General features: G+C 55.8%; 13 protein-coding genes. 4 read left to right on the forward strand and 9 right to left on the reverse strand.

The genetic code is table 11. The annotated features are described in order from the left end of the window. Positions 1 to 2 precede the first annotated feature (2 nt). Positions 3 to 1,553, forward strand: coding sequence for a gamma-glutamyltransferase family protein (locus ACXAF0_RS05940; protein WP_475344776.1), 1,551 nt, complete (start codon positions 3 to 5; stop codon positions 1,551 to 1,553). A gap of 15 nt (positions 1,554 to 1,568) precedes the next feature. Here the strand turns inward: ACXAF0_RS05940 and ACXAF0_RS05945 are convergent, their stop codons facing one another. The 6 genes from ACXAF0_RS05945 to ACXAF0_RS05970 form a co-directional block, all read right to left on the reverse strand. Next, on the reverse strand, positions 1,569 to 2,162 hold the full coding sequence (locus ACXAF0_RS05945) for a hypothetical protein (protein WP_475344777.1): 594 nt from the start codon (positions 2,160 to 2,162) through the stop codon (positions 1,569 to 1,571). Positions 2,163 to 2,266: 104 nt separating this feature from the next. Next, a complete protein-coding gene (locus ACXAF0_RS05950) occupies positions 2,267 to 3,166 on the reverse strand; it encodes an LpxL/LpxP family acyltransferase (RefSeq protein WP_475344781.1) in 900 nt (299 codons plus the stop codon). Beyond that, positions 3,159 to 4,130 (reverse strand): tetraacyldisaccharide 4'-kinase, encoded by a 972-nt coding sequence (gene lpxK, locus ACXAF0_RS05955; protein ID WP_475344783.1) that lies wholly within the window; start codon positions 4,128 to 4,130, stop codon positions 3,159 to 3,161. Before lpxK ends, ACXAF0_RS05950 begins: the two co-directional genes overlap by 8 nt. Next, the gene (locus ACXAF0_RS05960; protein WP_475344787.1) at positions 4,123 to 5,415 is read right to left on the reverse strand and encodes a 3-deoxy-D-manno-octulosonic acid transferase; all 1,293 of its coding nucleotides are present in this window, start codon (positions 5,413 to 5,415) and stop codon (positions 4,123 to 4,125) included. Before ACXAF0_RS05960 ends, lpxK begins: the two co-directional genes overlap by 8 nt. Beyond that, positions 5,412 to 6,143 (reverse strand): lysophospholipid acyltransferase family protein, encoded by a 732-nt coding sequence (locus ACXAF0_RS05965; protein WP_475344789.1) that lies wholly within the window; start codon positions 6,141 to 6,143, stop codon positions 5,412 to 5,414. Before ACXAF0_RS05965 ends, ACXAF0_RS05960 begins: the two co-directional genes overlap by 4 nt. Positions 6,144 to 6,205: 62 nt before the next feature. Next, positions 6,206 to 8,014 carry an ABC transporter ATP-binding protein gene (locus ACXAF0_RS05970; RefSeq protein WP_475344790.1) on the reverse strand — a complete coding sequence of 603 codons (1,809 nt, stop codon included), beginning with the start codon at positions 8,012 to 8,014 and terminating at the stop codon, positions 6,206 to 6,208. Positions 8,015 to 8,189: 175 nt separating this feature from the next. Here ACXAF0_RS05970 and ACXAF0_RS05975 point away from each other — a divergent pair, with 175 nt between their 5' ends. Further along, on the forward strand, positions 8,190 to 8,987 hold the full coding sequence (locus tag ACXAF0_RS05975; RefSeq protein WP_475344793.1) for a hypothetical protein: 798 nt from the start codon (positions 8,190 to 8,192) through the stop codon (positions 8,985 to 8,987). 13 nt (positions 8,988 to 9,000) lie between these two features. Here the strand turns inward: ACXAF0_RS05975 and ACXAF0_RS05980 are convergent, their stop codons facing one another. Together ACXAF0_RS05980 and ACXAF0_RS05985 are read right to left on the reverse strand one after the other, a co-directional pair. Further along, positions 9,001 to 10,143, reverse strand: coding sequence for a glycosyltransferase family 4 protein (locus ACXAF0_RS05980; protein ID WP_475344794.1), 1,143 nt, complete (start codon positions 10,141 to 10,143; stop codon positions 9,001 to 9,003). Next, a complete protein-coding gene (locus tag ACXAF0_RS05985; RefSeq protein WP_475344796.1) occupies positions 10,140 to 11,057 on the reverse strand; it encodes a UDP-2,3-diacylglucosamine diphosphatase in 918 nt (305 codons plus the stop codon). The genes ACXAF0_RS05980 and ACXAF0_RS05985 overlap by 4 nt, the downstream gene beginning before the upstream one ends. A 218-nt stretch (positions 11,058 to 11,275) precedes the next feature. Between ACXAF0_RS05985 and ACXAF0_RS05990 the strand changes: the two genes are divergently transcribed. Together ACXAF0_RS05990 and ACXAF0_RS05995 are read left to right on the forward strand one after the other, a co-directional pair. Further along, on the forward strand, positions 11,276 to 12,223 hold the full coding sequence (locus ACXAF0_RS05990; protein WP_475344798.1) for a diacylglycerol/lipid kinase family protein: 948 nt from the start codon (positions 11,276 to 11,278) through the stop codon (positions 12,221 to 12,223). A gap of 378 nt (positions 12,224 to 12,601) precedes the next feature. Beyond that, on the forward strand, positions 12,602 to 14,599 hold the full coding sequence (locus ACXAF0_RS05995) for a methyl-accepting chemotaxis protein (RefSeq protein ID WP_475344800.1): 1,998 nt from the start codon (positions 12,602 to 12,604) through the stop codon (positions 14,597 to 14,599). 120 nt (positions 14,600 to 14,719) lie between these two features. On the opposite strand, the gene ACXAF0_RS06000 is transcribed toward ACXAF0_RS05995, so the two are convergent. Further along, on the reverse strand, positions 14,720 to 16,069 hold the full coding sequence (locus tag ACXAF0_RS06000; protein WP_475344803.1) for a TldD/PmbA family protein: 1,350 nt from the start codon (positions 16,067 to 16,069) through the stop codon (positions 14,720 to 14,722). Between the last annotated feature and the right edge of the window lie 24 nt (positions 16,070 to 16,093).

Genomic DNA, 16,093 nt, shown 5'->3' on the forward strand with positions numbered 1-16,093 from the left:
TCATGAAAACCCACGGGGCCGTTGCCGCAGGACATTCTGTTACCGCAAATGCGGCGGCCCGTGTACTGGAAGAAGGCGGTAATGCCTTTGATGCGGTGGTTGCCGCGATGTGGGCGGCCTGTGTGGCCGAACCGGTTCTGGCATCCCTGGGTGGCGGCGGGTTTGTTATGGCCAGGCCTGCCGGGGAAAAGCCGCGGCTTTATGATTTCTTTGTCGAAACCCCGCTTGAAAAACGATCCCGTGAAAACCTTGAATTTGAAAGCCGCCTTGCGACCTTTGCCGGTGGCGTAACCCAGGAATTTCACGGCGGCTATGGATCAGTCGCCACCCCCGGCGTGGTTGCAGGGCTTTTTGCCGTGCATGACGATCTTGTCAGACTGCCGATGGCACAACTGGCCGAACCGGCGATCGAGGCTGCAAAGGATGGCGTCAAACTTGATGCGTTTCAGCGCTATGTCATGGGTATTGTCGAGCCGCTTCTGGCCTTTTCTCCCGATAGCCGACAGGTGTTTGGCAAGGCGGGAAAAACCAACCCCGACAATTTCGAGTTGCTTGATGCCGGTGTAGCCCATCGCCAGCCTGATCTGGCCGACAGCATTGCCTATCTGGTCGAAAGCGGGGCGGAAGGGTTCTATGAGGGCGATCTGGGCTCCAAGCTCGCATCTGAATGTGCGGCGCATGGTGGCTACCTCACCGCGCAGGATTTGGCGCATTATCGGGTTCTGGTCCGTGATCCGCTGTTGGTGTCCGGGCGCAAGGGACGGTTTGTTCTTAACGCACCACCAGCGTCTGGCGGGGTTCTGGTCGGGTTTGGTTTGAAGCTGGCGCGTGAAATGGCGCTCGGTGGGTTTGGTTCGGAACGTCATCTTGAGGCGATGTCACGGATCATTCATGCCACAGGTCTTGCGCGTGGGGAGCATGGCGCAAGCCCCGTCATTCTTGGTGATGAGCTGTGTGAACGGTATCGTTCAATGATTGGCGAACGCCCGCTCAGTCAGCAGGGAACGACCCATATCTCGGTCGTGGATGCGGATGGCAATCTTGCGGCTGCGACGATTTCAAATGGCTCATCATCTGGCCGTGTCGTGCCCGGGACCGGGATCATGATGAACAACATGCTGGGCGAGGCCGATCTTTCACCCGACGGTTTTCATAACTGGCCGTGCGGGGTTCGGATGACCTCGATGATGACGCCAGCCCTTTATCTGGGCGAGGACGGAGCGTCGGTTGCGCTTGGGTCGGGCGGATCAAACCGCATCCGGTCGACCATGTTGCAGGTATTGCTCAATATCGATGCGTTTGACATGACCCTGCATGGGGCGATTTCCGCGCCACGCATGCATGTCGAAGATGATCTTTTATCAGTTGAACCCGGATTTGATGGTGCACTGCTGGATGGGTTGAGCCTTGCCAATCAGCATCGCTGGGAGTGCGAGGACATGTTCTTTGGTGGTGTGCATGCCGCCAAGGTCAGTGATGACGGGGATGTGCTTTCGGCGATTGGCGATGGTCGGCGCAATGGACATCAGGTGATTGTCGGTCAAACCGGGTAATCAATATGGCGGGGCTTAGCGGAACCGCTTAACAACTGCGAAAATCAACGAGAAGATCATGACCAGAATGATGGCAACGGTGGCGATCAAAAGCGCCTGCTTGGTGCGTAATTCGTAGGCTTGCTTGCGCTCGATATAGACAATGACATCGCGGCGCAGCTGATCCATCTCCGGGACGACATCAAGGCTGTTGAGATAAAGCGTGGCGCCCGCACGTGCCAGAAGATCGTTTGTCTGGTTCATCTCGCGGGTGAAGACGGCAAAGCGTTCCTCGGTATCGGCCAGATCATCAAGAAGGTCGGCGTCATCCTGCCCGGCAGCGGCGATTGTAATCGTGGTTCGGGTCAGATCGCGTCCATCATCCTCAATACAGTCCGAAAGAGATTTCCGCGGTTGGTCGGTTGTACATTCAACCTGTCGCTTGCCGAATTCTTCAAGGGCGCGGCGAAGATGTCCCTTGAGTTGCTGATCAAGTTCGGAAATCCGCAACCGGATATCGCGTGCCGTATTACGAATGGTCGCGTCATCCTGATCAAGCGCCATTGTTGGCCAGGCAACAAAGAGCGACCCTGCAAGGATAAGACACAAAATGATCAGCAAGCGGCGCAAGAAAGGTGGGCTCCGAAGACGCGTTCGACAAGAAGCGAAAACCCAGTCTGTGCCAACAGGGTTCCTATTCGGTTAATGCCACAATCAATTCGTTTGTGCCGGGTTTATTTCGGCCAGCGCCGATGAAGCCAAAGCCACTGTTCGGGGCGCTCGCGGATCCAGCTTTCCAATGTCGCGTTGACTTCGGTCATGATCGCCAGGGTGTCTTTGTGGCGGTCGCCCGTGCGCGGAACTGACAGGGCGGGATAGAAGGTCATGCGAAAATGTACGCCATTGAGGCGTTCGACCCGGACCGGAATAATTGGTGCATCATACTTGATGGCAAACTGGGCCAAGGCCGGGGCTGTCATCGCATCACGGCCAAAGAACGGGACGGCGATACCATCGGCCATTTTTTGGTCGACCAGCATACAGGCGTGGCCACCTTCTTTCATGAAGCGGGTCAGTTTGCGTGCGCCATCGGGGCCTTTTTTGACCAACTGACCCCGAAATGTTTTGCGCGCCCGCATAAACAGATTGTCGACCCACGGGTTGTCCGGTGCGCGATAGACACTCATCATGTCCATCTCAAGCACGGTGGCGATGCACATGCTGACTTCCCAGTTGCCGATATGACCGGTGAAGAACAGGCCGGGCTTGTCATCATCTTTTGTCGCGAGACCATGTTCGGCCCCGACGATTTCAATGTTCGGGCCCCCCGGTTTCAATTTGTGCAGGTGGGGGATTTCGCCAACAGACCGACCCAGATTTTCCCACATGCCGATGATGATCTTATCGATCTCTTCCGGGGATTTTTCGGGGAAAGCCGCGACCAGATTATTGCGCGCCTTCTTGGTCTGGCCGACCTTGGGGCCAAGTGTGCGCAACAGCCAGCCGCCAAAGGCCGATGCCGTTCCAATCGGCATTGCGGCAAACATCCAATAGGCCAAATACGCCCCGAACCCCTGTAGCGGGTGGGAGATGTATTTCTGGCGCATCTTGTAGAGCTGGCTGTTCTTATCCATCGGCGAGTACTGACGTCACGATCTTTGCAAGCTGATCTGGTGCCTCGAACACCAGACGAATATCGAGACTGCTTATGCCGTGCCGGCTTTGGCTTGGCAAGCGCATCAAGTCCTTCTGGGTGGTGACAAGCCGTGCATCAAGCCGTGTTGCGGCTGCGCGCAGGTCTGTCATCTCCTCAGACGTGAAGGGATGGTGATCCGGGAAGTCGCGGGTCTCGAGGATTTGCGCACCAGCCTGTTTGAGGCTGTCATAGAATTTGGACGGGCGGCCAATACCGGCAAAGGCGAGAACCCGGGCCTGATCAAACTCTGCCGCGTTGGTTGGCTCGACCGCCGCCCTTAAGACCGGAACGGAAGCCGGCAGGTGGGTGATGAATTCCGGCGTCTGATCGCCAATCAGAATGATCGCGCGCACCTTTTCCAAACCACTGATCAGGGTTTCCCGCATCGGTCCGGCCGGCATGACACGGCCATTGCCGATGCCATAAGTGCTGTCGATCACGGCAAAGCTGCAATCCTTGATCAGGGTCGGGTTTTGCAGTCCGTCATCGAGAATGATCGCATTGGCCCCGGCATCACAGGCCATTTCTGCACCCAAGGCACGGTTGCGTGAAATCCATGCCGGGCCGTGCTGGGCGAGTAAAAGCGGTTCGTCCCCGACCTTGTCTGCGGTATCAGCTTGCGGGTCCACCCGATGCGGACCTTCGATGGATCCGCCATAGCCGCGGCTGACAAAATGCGGGGTGCGGCCAAGCTTTGTCAGCAGCGCATAAAGCGCCACTGCGGTTGGGGTTTTACCGGCCCCGCCCACGGTGAAATTGCCAACGCAAAAAACCGGGCAGCCGGGATGACGTGGTGTCGTGGTCAGTTTGCGAAAACAGGCGCCGGCGCGCCAAGCCGCAGAAAGCGGACTGAGGAGCTTCGGGATGACACCGTCATGCTGCCAAAATTCCGGATCACGCATGATCCACCTCTTTGATGGCCTTTTGTGTCATCAAGGGACGCAGGGCATCCATGGTACGGTCGAGAACTTCGGCCTTGGAATTCGCATAATCCAGGGCAGCTTTGGCGATTTTTTCGGCACTGTCCGGATCGCGAAGCAGGGCGGTGACTTGGCGTGCCAGATCATCGGCATCGCTTGCCGGGCGGCAGGCGCCACTGGCCAGCATTTCGGAACTGATGGCTGCAAAGTTGCTCATATCCGGGCCATGCAGGATGGCGCAGTCAAGGCGTGCCGGTTCAAGAGGGTTTTGCCCCCCGCCGACACAAAGCGTCTTGCCCATAAAGACAATCGGCGCGATGCGGTAAAACAGGCCAAGTTCCCCCATGGTATCGGCAAGATAGACATCAGTGCCCGGCGTGATGTCATGTCCAAGGCTGCGACGTGATACCTGAAGCCCCTGGGCAATCAGATCGGATTCAATATCGTCGGCGCGATCCGGGTGACGCGGCACGATGATGGTCAAAACACCTGTATGGTCCTTGGCGAGTTTCTTGTGCACATCCCCGGCAATTTCTTCTTCGCCCTTGAACGTGCTTGAAGCCAGCCAGACCGGGCGGCTGCCGATTTGTTGCTGCAGCTTGGCGAGTGCCGTTTCATCTGCAGGCAGTGGCGGGGCTGCGAATTTCAGATTGCCGACAGTTTGAACAGAGCAAGCGCCGAGCTTTTCAAATCGTGCGGTTTCCTCGCTGCTTTGTGTCAGGATCACATCAAAGGCGGAAATCACCGGGCGGATAAAGGATGGATAGCGTGAATATCCCTTAAAGCTCTTTTCCGAAATACGCCCATTCAGCAGGGCCAGTTTGACGCCAGCCTTTTGCGCCTTGGTCAAAAGGTTGGGCCAGAAGTCGCTTTCAAGCCAAAGCGTGACATCAGGTTTCCAATGATGGAGGAACCTGGCAACACAGACTTGCCGGTCAATTGGTACGAACTGGTGAATGACACCCTTGGGCAGGCGGGCATACATCATGGTTGCCGAGGTGACCGTGCCGGTGGTGACCAGAATGGAGGCTTCCGGATATCGACGGCGGATTTCATCAATCACGGGCAGGGCCGATAGGGATTCACCAACACTGGCCCCATGTATCCAGACCAGATGGCCTTTGGGGCGTGCGGCACCTGGATGACCAAACCGCTCGCCAATGCGGCCGGCATCTTCCTTGCCACGGTTTTTACGCCGGTTGAGATACAGGTTAACCACCGGGCCGAGAAGGCGGGTCGCGGCGCGATAGGCGTAAAACAGGCTCATGACCCGGCATCCCCCGCAGCCATGGCAGATCGCTTTTGCTTGGGCAATTCATCGGGGCCTGCCGGCGGAATCACATCAAGGCCAAGCTTGCTGTCGGTTTCCTGCGTCAGGCGGGTGAGCGCGTCTTCAAGCTCAATGCGTTTGGCTTCCAGGCCGGCTTCATCAAGTTTGCGATCAACAAAAATCGGATCGCCCCAATGAAAGACCCCGCGTGAAAAAGGTAGCGGCAAAACAAAGCGATCCCAGCTGCCAAACACCTTTCGGTTCGAGGCCGAATAGGTTAGCGGAAAGACAGGAACCCCCGCCATACGGGCCGCCTGAATGACCCCGTCAGAGGCGCGCATGCGCGGACCGCGTGGGCCATCCGGGGTCATGCCGACCACTTCACCGGCTTTCAGTGCCTTGAGGATCTGGCGAAGTGCGGCGGCACCACCCTTACCCTTGCCGGTTGAGCCGGCGATAGTCTTGATATCGAACTGGGCAACCGTGCGTGAGATGATTTCCCCATCGCGGTGCGATGAAATCAGCATGTTAAACGGCCGGTCCCCGCCAACAGAGCGCCATGTATAAGGCATCATCAACAGACGTTGGTGCCAGAAAGCGACAATAAACGGCTTACCCTCTGTCAGGTAGTGGGCCGGATGATCGCCGCCTTCGGTGCGCCAGCGTCCGGTTGCGCGGATCAGGCGCACATATGCTGCCGCAAGCCAGCACAGTGTGCTGCGCATTGTGTCGCTTTTTATGATCCGTTTATGCCACTGCACGCCCGATTGTCCCGAAGTTGCCCGGATCAGTTTCCGTTTTCTTCCGAGAATTGCAAGTTATAGAGATGGGCGTAAGCCCCTCCTTGCTCCAGCAATTCATCGTGTTTGCCCTGTTCGGTCACGCGACCGTTGCTGATCACACAAATCTTGTCGGCATCAACGATGGTCGACAGACGGTGTGCAATCACAAGGGTGGTACGGCCCTTCATGAGCTCGGAAAGCGCGCCCTGAATATGGCGTTCGGATTCCGTATCAAGGGCGGAGGTCGCTTCATCAAGCAACAGGATCGGCGCGTTTTTGAGCATCGCACGCGCAATGGCGATACGTTGACGCTGCCCTCCGGAAAGCTTCACGCCGTGCTCGCCAACAATCGTGTCATAGCCATGTTCAAGCTGACCGATGAAGTCATGGGCGGCGGCCTGCCTTGCGGCTTCTTCGATCTCGGCATCGGATGCACCGGCCCGGCCATAGGCGATGTTGGCCCGCACCGTGTCATCAAACAGGGTGATTTCCTGACTGACGAGGGCGGTTGCCTTGCGCAGGCTTTCAAGCGTCACAGTGCGGATATCCTGCCCATCAATGGTAATCGCACCCTGATTGATGTCATAGAAACGCGGGATGAGGTTCAGAATGGTTGATTTGCCTGCTCCCGACGGGCCGACAAGGGCCACGGTTTCGCCCGCCTTGATATCCAGATCAATCTCGCGAAGAGCAGTGATTTCCGGGTTATAGGCAAAGGCAACGTTTTTGAAATTGATGTTGCCCCCCGAAACCACAAGATCCTTGGCATCCGGTGCGTCCTTGATTCCAGGTTCGATATCAAGAACCGTAAAGACGCGCTGGGATGCGGCAAGACCCTGTTGTAGGGTGATGTTGATATTCGCCAGACGTTTGACCGGCTCATAGGCCAGAAGAAGGGCGGTGATAAAGGCAAAGAAGCTGCCCGGGTCACTCGCCCCATCAATCACGCGGCTCCCACCATAAATGATGATTGCGGTGATGGCTGCACCACCAAGCGTTTCCATGATGGGGGACGACCGTGCGCTGACCGTCGATGCCTTGAAGCTCAGTTTGAAGACGGTTTCAACCAGCTTGCCCATGCGCGAACATTCATAGGGCTCCATGCCGTAGGCCTTCACATGGCGAATGCCCTGGAAGGTTTGTTCAAGCAGGGTAGCGAATTCGCCGATCTGTTGCTGGGTATTTGCGGAAACCTTGCGCATGCGTTTACCCAGTCGCGCAATCGGATAGATCGCAGCGGGGAATACGGTAAACGCGATGATCGCAAGCAGCCAGTCCTTGTAGAACATGACGCCAATCAGAACCACGGCCGTCAGCAGGTCCTTGCCAAACCCCGTGAGCGAGTTTGAAACAGCCGCACGCATCGCAGTGATATCATTGGTGAAACGCGTGATCAGCTTGCCGGTATTGGTGCTGTGGAAGAAGCCGATATCAAGGCGAATGACATGTTCATAAAGGCTGTTTTGCAGATCCGCCAGAATACGCCCGCCGACATAGCTCATCAGAACGGTTTGGCCATAGTTGGCAAAACCCTTGAGCGCGAAGGATCCAAGAACAGCTGCCCCGACCGGTACCAGCATGTTTTCCTGCTTGTTGATGAAAACATCATTGATGATCGGATCCATCAAAAGCGCATAGAGGCCAGTCGCACCGGCCATTGCCGCCATACACAGAAGCGCAAGAAGGATCTTGCCGAAATAGGGCGCAACAGCATCCTTAACGATGCGTTGGACCAGCGGCCATGTGCCCCAATGTTCTGCAGTATGGTCGAGGGAATTCTTGGGCAATAATCTGTTCCTGATCTTCGAAGCCATTTCCACGTTGTATCAACGTGATACTATCTCTATGGATATGGCTGCAAAATATGATTTAAGTGCACGCGCTGTTGCTATCATGCCGGGCCATAGGCGGCAAGCCGCAGCGCGCGTATTCGGGACACAAAATCGACTGAGCGAGCAATGACCGCGCAGCGACATATAAGACAAATAAATGAACGAGCAACTCCACGCACTTGTTGAACATACCCTTGCCCAGGGCGTGGGTGCACGCGTTTTCCCCCTGCGTTGGGAAAGTCGGCGCATCTGGGTCAAGCAATCAGTCCCGGCCAAGCACAAAGTCTGGCATCGCGTTCAACGCTTTGCCGCCAATATCACCGGTATTCCATTGCTGCGCCCGACAGTGTCACCGGGCGGGCAGCAGGGACTTGAAAGCGAGGCGGCAACCTTGCGCAAACTTGCGTCGGCAGGTGTGCTGGTTCCCGATCTGATTGATGTCGGGGAAAACTGGATTGCCATTGGTGATAATGGCCGCATCCTGCAAAGCTGCATCGATGATGATGTGCAAAAGGGCGATGATGACGCCATCCGCGCCCATGTTGTTAAGGCCGGTACTGCCTTGGCAGGTTTGCATGGTGAAGGCATGGCGCATGGTGCGCCGTTATTGCGGAACATGACCTTGCGCGATGATGGCCAGATCGGCTTTATTGATTTTGAAGAAGATCCGAACGCCCGCATGCCTTTGATTGATGCGCAGGCCCGTGACGTCTTGCTGTTTGTCTTCTCCATCCAGCGCGAATTTAAAAAACGCCCGGAACTGTTGCGTGCCGGATGGCAGGCCTATGTGCAGGCCGCTGGCGAAGATGCCCCGCAATTGGTGCCACTGCGCAAGGTAATCCGGCTCCTGCGTCCGGTTTATTTGTTGTTGCGTCCGTTCCGGCGTTGGCTGGGTACGGATGCATTGAACGGGCTTTGGGCCTATCGGACTTTGCGTAAAAGTCTTTATCGCTAGTTTCCGCCAAGGCCTATTGTGCAGGCTGGCCTATGGGGACTGTGCCCGCATTTGTGTCAGTTTCTCGTTCTTGGTCAGGTGCATCCGGTTTTGCTGTGCTGGCGTTTGCCACATCATCAAGCGATACCCGGATGGCCTCAATCCCATCAAACCCGCCGGAAAACGGTGCGAGATTGTGCAGGAACTGGTTGGCGGAGTTGCGCCAGCTATATTGTTCGGCCAGTGCGCGGGCATCCTCACCTTTTAGCTCAAGCGCCGCCAGGGCAGCTTCACGCAGATCGGCATCAATCGCCCCGGCCTTGGTACCACGCACGATGTCGGCCGGACCCTGCACCGGGAAGACGGCGACCGGGGTGCCCGATGCCAATGCCTCAAGGATGACAAGGCCGAACGTGTCGGTCTTGCTGGGGAAAACAAAGACATCGGCGGACGCAAAGGCGGTCGCCAGTTCTTCGCCGACCTTTTTACCCAGAAACTGCGCGTTGGGATATTTGCCTTTGAGCTCATTAAGCTGCGGGCCATCACCGACCACGAACTTCGTGCCGGGCAGGTCAAGATCAAGGAAATGGCCGATATTCTTTTCCACCGCCACACGGCCAACAAACAGCCAGTGCGGTTTCGGGAAGTCGCCAAAGCTGGCCTCTGGTCGGGGACGGAACAGATCAAGATCCACCCCGCGCGACCAGATATGAAGGTTGTTGAACCCCCAATCGGACAGTTCCTTGCGCAGGGTTTCGGTCGCCACCATGACGGATTGCGACTTGCCATGGAAATGCTTCATGCCGCGATACAGGATCGAGAGTGGCAGGCGCCAGCGGGCATGAATATATTCCGGGAAGCGCGTGTGATAGGCAGTTGAAAACGGAATGCCGTGTTTAAGGCAATAGGCCCGGGCTGCCTGACCCAGTGGTCCTTCGGTTGAGATATGAATGGCCACCGGATGCAGGGCCTCGATCATTTTGGCCATCTTGCGTTTGGCAAACAGGGCCAGCCGGATTTCCGGATAGGTCGGGCAGGGAATGGTCTTGAACTGATCGGGCGAGATGACATGAACGTCATGCCCCATCTCGCCCAGCTCGCCGCGTACGGTTTCAAGGGTACGGACAACACCGTTGACCTGTGGATACCAGGCATCGGTTACGATCAGTATTTTCATGCAGTCTTTCCAATCGGTGCATCATTGCCCTTTTTCGAAGAGCCCGATGCAGAGTTGCCCGCGCTGTGGGCGGTACGGAACATGGAAATCAGTTTGCCAAGGCCCAGTGACGGGGTACTGACAGCATCGCTGCCGGGGCTTGAGTGGCTCATCGCCATCTGGCGCATTTCAGCCCAGTGCAGCAATTCAAGCTTGCCATCTTTGTCTTCGACAAGGGCGGTGCAGCTTTCGACCCAGTCACCGTCATTGCAATACAGGACATCGCCGATTTCACGTTTTTCTGCATGATGGATATGCCCGCAGACCACGCCATCCACCTTGCGTTTGGCGGCTTCGTGGGCAACGGCATTTTCAAAGTTGCAGATGAACTGAACGGCGTTTTTGACCCGGTTCTTGAGATAGGCCGAAAGTGACCAGTACCCATATCCCAGTCGGCGGCGCACGCCGTTGAAATAACGATTGAGCGCGATGGCAAGGTTGTAGGCCGTGTCGCCCAGATAGGCGAGCCACTTGGCATATTTGACGACCCCGTCAAATTCATCGCCATGAATGACCAGCAGGCGCTTGCCATCGGCGGTGACGTGGATGTCGTTCATTTTGACGTCGACATGGCCAAAGGTCATGTCGACAAATTCACGGGCGAATTCATCATGGTTCCCGGGGACGAAGATGACTTTGGCGCCATTCTTTGCCTTTTCCATGATTGTCGTGATCACGGCATGATGACTTTCCGGCCAGTACCAGCTTTTCTTGAGCCGCCAGCCGTCAATGATGTCACCTACCAGATAATAGGTGTCTGCCGTTACTTCATTGAGGAAATCCAATAGAAGGTCTGCCTGACATCCACGTGTCCCCAGATGGACGTCTGAAATCCAGACCGTGCGGTAATGCGGTTGCAGCGTCATCGCTGTCATTGCCGCTCCTCCGTATCCTGCCAAAAGGATGGCTGGAATTCGACAAATTGTCTTGCCGAATACTGTCCCCAACCAGTATCCGTTTAAAACAAATCGTTCGATTATATAACCCGTTCACAGAAATTTCGCGGTTCTGTAAAGCAACTGTTACACGTTTTATTTCATATGGTAGGGTAAGTGATAAATTTATTTCATTTTTATTTCGGAAGTGGGTCCAAATGACCGAAGCGGATGTGACTGTCATCTTCAATCCACGTGCCGGGGGCAATAAACAGCGGTTTTTGTCCCAGATATTGCAACATGCCGGTATCAAGGTGGAATTGCTTCAGACCACCCATCCCGGTCACGCCCGCGAGTTGGCGCGCAAGGTGCGCGCCCATCAACGTCTGTTCGTGGCCGGCGGTGACGGGTCATTGAACGAGGCGCTCAACGGGTTGCTGGATGCCCAGATCGACGGTCACGAAGTCCCGCCACTGGGCATTATTCCGCTGGGTACCGCCAATGTGTTGGCGGTTGAGGTCGGGCTTGAAATCAAGGCACGCGCGATTGCGGAGTATATCAATAATCCCGGCATGGTCTGGGTCCGCCCTGGATTGGTGAATGGACGGGCATTCTTTTTGATGGTTGGTATGGGGGCCGATGCCGACACCGTCGCCAATGTGTCGCTGCGGCTTAAGCGCCTGATTGGCAAGGGCGCCTATGTTCTCGAAGGCCTTCGCAATATTTTCTTCCCGCATCATCGCGATTTTGAAGTCAATATCGGCCGGGAAAACTACCGCGTGGCGGGGGTCGTTGTGACCCATGCGCGCCACTATGGCGGCGCGTTCATTATTTCACCCGATGCCAGTTTGACCGCCAACAGTCTTGATGTGGTGATGATGCCCGGTAACGGGATCGGTGCCCTGTCACGCTATGGACTGGCGCTGACGCTGAATCGTTTGCATGCCCAAAGTGATGTGTCGGTGGTCCGCTCTGAACGCATCACGATCACCAGCCATTGCGGCCCGGCCCCGCTTCAGATTGACGGGGAAAGTGCCGGCAAGCTTCCCTGTGAAATCAGCTTGTCACCCTATCCGGTGCGGCTGATGGTTCCGCCGGCCTATGCCGATTTGGCATCGAGATCAGAAAGCCCGCCGCAGGAACTGCTTCGGATTGCAGCGGACTAGCGACGGGTGCTTCCTCGCGGTTGAACCATGCGAGTCCCCCTATTGAGACCACAATTTTTAATTAAACTTCATTTAAGAACGCAGTCCTGAACCGACAGGCGTTTTCGCGCCGGTTTCATCGCTGATCCGCAACGTTTCAGGGTTCATCATATTTTTATGATGATAAAGCAGTGACTCCTTGAAGTTGCATTTCTCTTTACCACTTTAATTTCAAGGTGTCACGGGCGCCTTGCCCCTCCTCATATGAGGATATTGGGGCTTGGAAAGTTCCGTTAGACCGAAGTGGCGAGCGTTGATGAACGTCATCGCCTTCCAAGGAGAATGACAATGGTTTCGGGGTCCTCTGCTTTGGTTCTTAACTCGGGGATGTTGGCTAATATGCGCATCAAATCAAAAATTCTGGCTGGTTTTGCTGTTGTTCTGGCAATTCTGATCGCGGCCCTTGCCTTTGCCTATGTCACCTTTGTCGCAGTCTCGCATGATGTTGATGAATATGCCCATTATGTTGAAGAAGCATCCCTGATCAGCGAGATCGAAACCCAATTTTTGCGCTTTAACAGCCACGCGCGGGAATTTGCCAATACGGCAGACCCGGCCGATGCCGAAGCAGTATTTACCTATGCCAAGCAGCTTGAGCTGATGCTTGATGATGCCCAGGGGCAGTTTGTCGGCCAAGAACACCGAAGCCGCATCCAGCATATCGGCGAGGAGCTTGACGCGTATCTTGCAAGTTTCGCCTCTGCCAAAAGCCTGAGCGACGAATATCATTCCCTGATCCTTGATCGCCTTGAACCGGACGGGATCAAGATTGTTGCAGATCTCGACAAGCTTGTTGCCCATGCCCAGGACACGGGCGATATGGAGCTTCTCAAACGCTCGGTCGCGGCACGCGAACATGCGCTTCTGGCGCGCCTCTATGCCAATATCCTGATTGGTCGTCAGGATGACAGCTTTGGCGCCAAGTCGGCGGATGAATTTGCCAAGCTTGAAACCGCATTGGGGCAAATTGGTAATCAACCGCTGACGGGTGATCTGAAAGCCGTGCTTGATGATGCCAAGGAACTGTTTGCCGATTATCGGCAGGTATTTGACAAGGTGCGCGCAGATGAGCTTGAAATTGTTGCCACGGTGCATGGCACCATGCGCGAGGCATCCGAGGGCATCATTGCCGATGCCGAGGCGTTAAAACATGACCTTGCGGTGGCAGAACAGAACATCTTTGAAAAGGTCGTTGCCGAAATCATTCTGGCCGAGACCGAAATCCTCATCGCATCCATCGGTGGGGCGGTTCTGGGCATGATCCTGGCCTGGGTGATGGGCGATCGTTTGTCACGTCCGATCATTGCCATTACCGCAATCATGCGCCGTCTTGCCGACCGTGATCTTTCCGTTGAAATTCCGGGACAAACCCGAAAGGACGAAATCGGTCAGATGGCGCAGGCGGTTCAAGTGTTCAAATCCAATGCCATCCGCAATGATGAGCTCGAAGCCGAGGCCCAGGCACAGGAAGAACGTGCCAAGGAACAGCATCGCCAGTTCATGAACCAGACGGCAGACAGCTTTACCAACAGTGTCGGAAGCATCATCGAAGCGGTGGCGGCGGCCGCTGTGGAATTGCAGGCAACCGCCACGGGCATGTCCCAGATCGCAAATACCGCCTCAGAGCAAACAACCGCTGTTGCCTCGGCAAGTGAGCAGGCCAGTGGCAATGTGGATTCTGTTGCGTCCGCGACCGAGGAACTCAATTCCTCGATCGAGGAGATCAACCGGCAGGTCGTATTTTCGACCGAGATCGCCAAAAAGGCCGTTGATCAGGCGCGCGAAACCATGCGCGGCATTCAGGAGCTGGTCGAGGCATCCAATAATATCGATCATGTTCTTAAACTGATTTCCGATATTTCCGATCAGACCAATATGCTCGCCCTGAACGCGACGATCGAGGCATCTCGTGCCGGCGATGCCGGCAAGGGCTTTGCCGTTGTCGCTAACGAGGTCAAAACCCTGTCAGCGCAGACCGCAAAGGCGACAGAAGAAATTCGCAAGCAGGTCGACAGTCTTCAGGGCCGTACCGGCTTTGCGGCCAGCCAGATTGATCTGATCAGCAAGACCATCACGGAAATGGACGGGGTTGTTGCGACGATTTCCTCGGCGGTGGAGGAACAGTCGGCTGCCACCCGCGAGATTGCCTTTAACATCGAACAAGCTGCAACCGGGACAACGGTTGTGAGCTCCAACATCGTTACGGTTTCTCAGGCCGTAACCGAGGCGGGCACAGCGTCGAGTGACGTTTTGACCGCAGTCAGCACCATGTCTGAGAACTTTACCACCCTGAAAGGTGCCACTGACAGCTTTGTCAGTACCATTCGGGCAGCTTAGGTCTCCACCCCGACCTGAGTACCCGAAACTCCCAAGTACCCAAGAAGTACCCAAACTGAAAACGCCCGGCCAAATGGTCCGGGCGTTCTTTTTTCGTCTTTCTGGCAACAAAGAGTTTTTTTACTGACCAGCCAATGTCATGCCATCAATACGAAGGGTCGGCGCGTTGGTGCCGTATTTAAACGTCAGGTCATTGGCCGGAACAACCGACTTGAACATGTCTTTCAGGTTCCCGGCCACGGTGATTTCCGACACCGGATAGGCCAGTTCACCATTTTCAATCCAGTAGCCCGACGCACCGCGTGAATAATCACCCGTGACGCCATTGACGCTGCTACCGATCATCTCGGTGATATAAAGCCCCGATTTGATATCCTTGATCATGTCTTCGGGCGAAATCGTGCCCGGTTCCATGTAAAGGTTGGTGGTTGATGGCCCCGGCAGGCTTCCGGCGCCGCGTGATGCGTTGCCGGTTGATTTCAGGCCCAGCTGACGGGCAGAGCGTAGATCCATGATCCAGGTTTTCAAAACACCGTTTTCGATCAGATGGCGTTTCTGGTTTGCTACCCCTTCGGCATCAAACGGTTTGGATCGAAGCCCACGTTTGCGATGCGGGTTATCAATGATGTTGATATGCGGGGCAAAGATTTCGCTATCCATCGCATCAAGCAGGAAGCTTGTGCCACGTGCAATGCCCGATCCATTGATCGCACCCGAAAGATGCCCAACAATAGACGCCGAAACACGCGGATCATAAATCACCGGCACCTGCGCACTTTTGACCTTGCGCGGGTTAAGGCGACGCAGGGTCTTTTCCGCTGCCTTTTTGCCGATATCAACCGGGTCGCGCAGATCGGTCGAAAAGACCGCGCTGTCATAATCGTAATCGCGCTCCATGCCCGTACCGGTTCCCGCCAGCACAGAAACCGAGATATGGCTGCCCGACCCGGCATAGGAATTGGCAAAACCGTTGGTCGCAGCCAGCGTGATCTGATGGCGCCCCCAGCCGGCTTCGGATCCTTCGGAGTTGGTGATGCCTTCGACCGAGCGGGCGGCTTCTTCACACGCGCTGGCCCATTCGATCAGCTTGTCCTGATCAACTTCGCCCGGTTCGCAAAGCTCAAGCGCCTCGACATCAAACGTTTCGGCAAGCTCGGAGGGATCGGCAATGCCGCAATAGGGATCTTCCGGCGCGTTTTTCGCCATGGCGACGGCACGCTCGACCAATTCGCCAAGGGCTGCGTCGCTGGTATCCGAAGACGATACCACCGCCTGCTTTTTACCGATCAGAACCCGAAGGCCAAGGTCAGCCCCCTCAGAACGTTCAAGCTTCTCCATCTTGCCCAGACGCTGGGCAACCGAAAGCGATGTGCCTTCGACATAAACGGCATCGGCGTCATCTGCACCGGCCTTTTTGGCCTGCGCGAGAAGATCATTGATGCGATCAAGTGTCATGTCGGTCTTGGGCATGGAGGCTCCCTTGTCTCGAAATGG

It is taken from the genome of Thalassospira sp. ABD4_177, from assembly GCF_056160125.1.